The organism is Aldersonia kunmingensis (assembly GCF_001646865.1).
In the GTDB taxonomy this organism is placed as follows: Bacteria; Actinomycetota; Actinomycetes; order Mycobacteriales; family Mycobacteriaceae; genus Aldersonia; species Aldersonia kunmingensis.
Map to the genome: position 1 here is coordinate 1 of NZ_LRRB01000184.1, position 5,768 is coordinate 5,768.

4 protein-coding genes are annotated in these 5,768 nt (G+C 66.7%); 2 read left to right on the plus strand and 2 right to left on the minus strand.

Annotated features, from left to right (window positions below; translation table 11 throughout):
* Positions 1-129: 129 nt before the first annotated feature.
* Entirely contained in the window at positions 130-1,563 is a 1,434-nt protein-coding gene (locus A8G08_RS13930; protein ID WP_068274906.1) for a zinc-dependent metalloprotease, read from the minus strand.
* A 174-nt stretch (positions 1,564-1,737) separates the two neighbouring features.
* On the opposite strand from A8G08_RS13930, the gene A8G08_RS13935 reads away from it, so the two are divergent.
* The gene (locus A8G08_RS13935; RefSeq protein WP_068274909.1) at positions 1,738-2,763 is read left to right on the plus strand and encodes a YlbL family protein; all 1,026 of its coding nucleotides are present in this window, start codon (positions 1,738-1,740) and stop codon (positions 2,761-2,763) included.
* 92 nt (positions 2,764-2,855) lie between these two features.
* Here the strand turns inward: A8G08_RS13935 and A8G08_RS13940 are convergent, their stop codons facing one another.
* A complete protein-coding gene (locus tag A8G08_RS13940) occupies positions 2,856-3,452 on the minus strand; it encodes a PPA1309 family protein (protein ID WP_068274913.1) in 597 nt (198 codons plus the stop codon).
* A 124-nt stretch (positions 3,453-3,576) separates the two neighbouring features.
* Here A8G08_RS13940 and A8G08_RS13945 point away from each other — a divergent pair.
* Positions 3,577-5,768, plus strand: a 2,192-nt coding sequence (locus A8G08_RS13945; RefSeq protein ID WP_084436220.1) for a UPF0182 family protein, incomplete at its 3' end; no start/stop codon positions are given.

Consider the following 5,768-nt stretch of genomic DNA (forward strand, 5'->3'; position numbering starts at 1 on the left):
CGGGAGCAGGTGCCGCGGTGTCGGCCTCCGACGTCATGGGTTGGAGTATGCGACTTCCGGCACGGCGAAAAGCCTTGCGCGAGGGTGGTTATCCCCAGGATTCGCGCCTACACGACGCTATCCACAGGGCTATTTCTGCGGAGCGTCGCCTTCATCGGCCGACGGTTGACCGCCCTCGTCGGCGTCGCTTTCGCCCTTCGCGCGCTCGTTCTCCTGCGCTCGCTCGCGTGCCTCGGTCTCGGCGAGCTGGGCCAGCGGATCGTCGAATGCCGTTGTCCCGCCACCGATCAGGGAGTCGATGAAGCCGGCGGGGTTGTCCAGATCGGCGGCGCCGGGCATCAGATCCGGATGGGCCCATACGCCGTCGCGAGCCTCCATGCCCGCGTCGTCGGTGAGCCGGCGCCACAGTGCGGCGGCCTCGCGCACCTTCCGTGGGCGCAATTCGAGCCCGACGAGGGTGGCGAAGGTCTGTTCTGCCGGTCCGCCGGTCGCGCGGCGGCGGCGCAGCGTCTCGCTCAGTGCCGCGACACCGGGCAGTCGGTCGCCGATAGCGTCGGCGACCACGGTCTCCACCCAGCCTTCGATCAGTGCGAGCAGCGTCTCGAGCCGTTGGAGGGCGAGTTTCTGTTCCGGTGTGGTCTGGGGTTCGAATGCGCCCTGCCCCAGCAACTCCTCGAGCTTCGACGGGTCGGTCAGCGCCATCGGATCGAGTCCCGAGGCTGCCTGCTCGATGGCGGAGAAGTCCATCTTGATCCCGCGCGCGTAGTCCTCGACGGTGCCGAGCACGCGCTGTCGTAGCCACGGCACGTGCTGGAAGAGGCGCTGATGCGCGGCCTCGCGAGCGGCGAGGAACACCAGGATCTCCCGTTCGGGCTGCTCGAGCCCTTCACTGAACTGCGTGATTGCGGCCGGGAGCAGCGCTGCGGTTCCGGTTGGGCCGAGCGGCAGCCCGATATCGGTGGAGGTCAGCACCTCCTTGGCGAGCTGGCCGAGCGCCTGGCCGAGCTGCGAGCCGAAGGCGAGTCCGCCCATCTGCGACAGCATTCCGACCATCGGCCCGGCGAACTGCTGCGCCTCGGCGGGCAGCGCGGTGGTCCACATGCCCGCGATCTGCGCGGCGACCGGATCGCACAGCCGCTTCCAAGTGTCGAGGGTCTGCTCGATCCAATCGTTCGGCGTCCACGCGACGGTCCGGCTGACCCCGGTTGGCAGGGTGGTCGCGCCGTCGAGCCATAGTTCGGCCAGGTGCACCGCATCGGTGACCGCGCTCGCCGAACCCGCCGAGACCGGTTCGATCGTGGACCCGAGTTGCTGGCGGGCGAGCTGGCGGGCCACGTCGTAGTTCACAGGGCCGCCCCCGGAACCCTGACCGGCGGCGGCACCCATGCCGGACAGCATCTGCCCGAACTGGGTGAGCATCTGGCCCAGTGCCGCTGGGTCGAACCCTTCGGCGCCGAATCCGAACGGCTGGCCGCCTGGCGTGCCGGACCCGCCGGAGCCCTCGGGCCCCTTGTTTTCCGGGTCGTCGTCGCGATTGGAGAAGCCGAACGGGTGATCGCTCATGGTTCAACGGTACAAGCTCTTCGGTAGCCGGCGCCTCGTGGCGATGCGCTCTGGGCGAACATGCGCGGCGCCACGACCTGCCCGAATCGACGGGCCGGGCGTCACCGGCGCCGAACGGGGTTCTCGCGGATGGGTTGCGCGGACTCGCTCGGCGCAATAGCTAATATCGGCCGGGTGAATCGACGGATCGCCACCCTGCTCGCCGCACTGATTCCGGTGGTTGCGCTCGGGGTTCTCGGCAGCACGGTTGCCGTGCCCTACGCAGCGCTCGGTCCCGGACCCACGTTCAACACGCTGGGCGAGGTGGACGGCAAGCCGGTAGTCGATATCCAGGGGACCGAGGTGGACCCCACCACCGGCAACCTCAATATGACCACTGTCTCGGTCCAGGACGGGCTGACCATCTTCGACGCGCTGGCGTTCTGGGCCAGCGGCCGCAAGGGTCTTGTGCCGCGCTCGGAGGTCTACCCGCCGGAGAAGTCGCGCGAGGAGATCGACGAGAGCAACCAGGCCGACTTCGCGCGATCCGAGGAGAACGCCGAGCTTGCTGCGCTGCGGTTCCTGGACTATCCGACGACGGTCAAGGTCGAGTCGGTGGGTGTCGATGGCCCGGCGAAGGACGTCCTGCAGCCGGGCGACGAACTGATCAGCGTCAACAACGTCGCGGTGGACAGCGTCACTGCCGTGCAGGAGGCCGTGTCCGCGGCTTCGCCGGGGACCGCCGTAGATATTCGATACCGACGTGACGGTGCCGAGAACACGGCGACGATCACGCTGGGGGCTCGTCCGGACAATGCGGAGAAGGGTTATCTCGGCATCACCCCGGTGGAGGAACCGGACGTGCCGTTCACCATCGCCTTCAACCTCGCCGATATCGGCGGCCCATCTGCCGGCCTGATGTTCTCGCTGGCCGTCGTGGACAAGCTGAGCCCGGGGGAACTGAACGGCGGCGGTTTCGTCGCCGGCACGGGGACCATCGACGCGGCGGGCGAGGTGGGGCCGATCGGCGGCATCCCGTACAAGATGGTCGCCGCCCAGGAAGCCGGGGCGACGACCTTCCTGGTGCCTGAGAAGAACTGTGATGAGGCGCGCCAGCACACCCCCGACGGGCTGCGGCTGGTGAAGGTGGTGACGCTCGACGACGCGGTGCAGTCGCTGAACGCGCTGAACAGCGGCGGGGACGCGCCCAGCTGCGGCTAGTTCGCACGGATCTGCCGCTCCAACGAGAGCGAAATGTGTTCGTGCGGGCGAAGTTTTGCCCGCACGAACAAGCCTTGCTCGCGGGAAGGCGCCTATTCGCCTTCGAGCGTGGCCTGCAGCGCCTCGATGAGATTCGACCCGAGGTCGGGGTAGCTGAGCAGTTCGGGCTCACCGCCGCCGAATCCGTCGTCGTCCTCGTCGTCGAGCGGCCGCAGCTGCATCAGACACAGGGACGTGCCGTCACGCAACACACCCGCGAAGAGCCGGGCGGTACGGCGATCCGGGTGCGCATCGGCAGCTGCGCGGCCGGCCTCATCGGCCGCATCCGGGTCGGCGAGCAACGGCCCGAGCGCCTCGTCCAGATCGGATTCGGCGTCCGGGGGCAGCACCACGATCTGCTGTGCGAGCAGGCACCCGACCACGGCTTCCGGCCAACTGGTGGTCGCCAAGAATTCATCGAGCGCGTGCGAGCCGCCCCCGATGTCATCCGGGAACGGGTCCTGCGCGATCGGCGTGAGCGCATCGGAGTCGTCGAGCTGGTCGAGCAGCGCCGGCTCCGCGGCCGCGAGCTCGGCGGTCGGTACCAGCGCGAAGATCTGCGGCGGCTGGTCCCAGCCCCGACTGTCGACAAACTCTGCGACCTCGCGGAGGCAGCGGGCCAATGACTGCTGGGTGGGGTCGTCCGTCACCGCTGCATCCTCTCATCCGCTACTCAGCTTGATTTCCGTAGAGTGGTGCGAAACGGGCACAGCGGTGACCGTTTCAACCGCTGTTGCGGCGCATCGGCGTCGCCCGAAAACGGGAGCGTGGCACGTGGGCATGAGGCCCCCCACCGGGTTACCGTCCTTGTCGCGACGTAGCAAGGTGCTGCTGGTCGCGGCCTTGGTCATCGCCGCGTTGCTGCTGATCGGGCCACGGCTGATCGACGCCTACACGAACTGGCTCTGGTTCGGCGAGGTCGGCTTCCGCGGAGTCTTCGTCAAGGTGATCGTCACCCGGATCATCCTGTTCCTGGTCGTCGGAATCCTCGTCGGCGGGCTGGCGTGGTTCGGCCTGCTGATGGCCTACCGCTCGCGCCCGATCGTGGTGCCGAATGTCGCGCCCAATGATCCGATCGCCCGCTACCGGACCACCGTGATGGCCCGACTCAGGCTGTTCGGCATCGGAATCCCCGTGTTCCTGGGTGTGATCTGCGGCCTTGTCGCGCAGTCGAGTTGGGTCACGGTGCAGCTGTTCCTCAACGGTGGCAGCTTCGGCATCGATGATCCGCAGTTCGGCCTCGACGTCGGCTTCTACGCCTTCGATCTGCCGTTCTACCGAATGGTGCTCAACTGGCTCTTCGTCGCAGTGCTGATCACCTTCTTCGCGAACCTCATCACGCACTACATCTTCGGCGGCCTGCGGCTGACCGGGCGCGAGGGTTCGCTCACCCGCGCGGCACGGGTCCAGCTCGCCGTGCTGGCCGGCACCTTCGTCCTGCTCAAGGCGATCGCGTACTGGTTCGACCGATACTCGCTGCTCTCGAGCAGCCGTAAGGAACCGACGTTCACCGGCGCGAGTTACACCGATATCAACGCGGTGCTGCCCGCAAAACTCATCCTGCTGGCCATCGCGGTGATCTGTGCGCTGGCGTTCTTCGCCGCAATCGTGATGCGCGACCTTCGGATTCCCGCGCTCGGTATGGCGCTGCTCGTGCTGTCCTCGATCCTCGTCGGTGCCGTCTGGCCCCTCGTCGTTGAGCAGTTCTCGGTACGCCCGAACGCCGCGGACAAGGAACGGCCATATATCGAGCGCAATATCGAAGCGACAAGACAGGCGTACGGCATAACCGACGAGAAAGTCGAGTATCTCGACTATCCGGGTGTGGGCACCAAGGCGCCGCGTGACGTCCCCGCCGATGTCTCGACGATCGCGAACACCCGTCTGCTCGACCCGAACGTGCTGTCGCGGACCTTCACCCAGCAACAGCAGCTGAAGAACTTCTACGGCTTCCCGGCCTCGCTGGATATCGACCGGTACCCGATCAACGGCGAGAACCAGGACTTCATCGTGGCGGCGCGTGAGCTGTCGCCGAAGAGCCTCACCGGTAATCAGACCGACTGGATCAACCGGCACACCGTGTACACGCACGGCAATGGATTCGTTGCTGCCCCGGCGAACCGGGTCAATGCGGCGGTGCGCGACGCAGCCAGCGAGAGCGCGAACAGCAACAGCGGTTACCCGATCTACACGGTCTCCGATCTGGCCTCGCAGGAGTCGGGCAACCAGATCATCGACGTCGACCAGCCGCGTATCTATTACGGCGAAGTGATCTCGCAGTCCGATCCGGACTACGCGATCGTGGGTGCGAACGATGGATCCGCGCCGCGCGAATACGACACCGATACCGAGCGCTACACCTACGACGGCGGCGGTGGTGTGCCAATCGGCAACTGGTTCAACCGGCTTGCGTTCGCGGCGAAGTACGCCGAGCGCAATATCCTGTTCTCGGGTGCGATCGGTCCGGATTCGAAGATCATCTACAACCGGGACCCGCGCGACCGGGTGCAGCATGTCGCGCCGTGGCTGACCGCCGACGGCGACGCCTACCCGGCTGTAGTCGGCGGCAAGATCGTCTGGATCGTCGACGCCTACACGACGCTCGACAACTACCCCTATGCGCAGCGCAGCTCGCTGGAGGGGCTGGTCGAGGACAGCATCGACCAGAGCACCGGCCGGCTGCTGCCGCGCAAGGAGGTCTCCTACATCCGCAACTCGGTGAAGGCGACCGTCGACGCGTACGACGGCACCGTGAAGCTGTACGAGGTGGATTCCGCGGATCCGGTGTTGAAGGCATGGGAGGGTGTGTTCCCCGGGGCGGTCGAGCCGGAGAGCGAGATCAGCCCCGAGTTGCGTGCCCACTTCCGTTATCCCGAGGACCTTTTCAAGGTGCAGCGCGAGATGCTCGCCAAGTACCACGTGAACGATCCGGGCGAGTTCTTCACCAACAACGCGTTCTGGTCGGT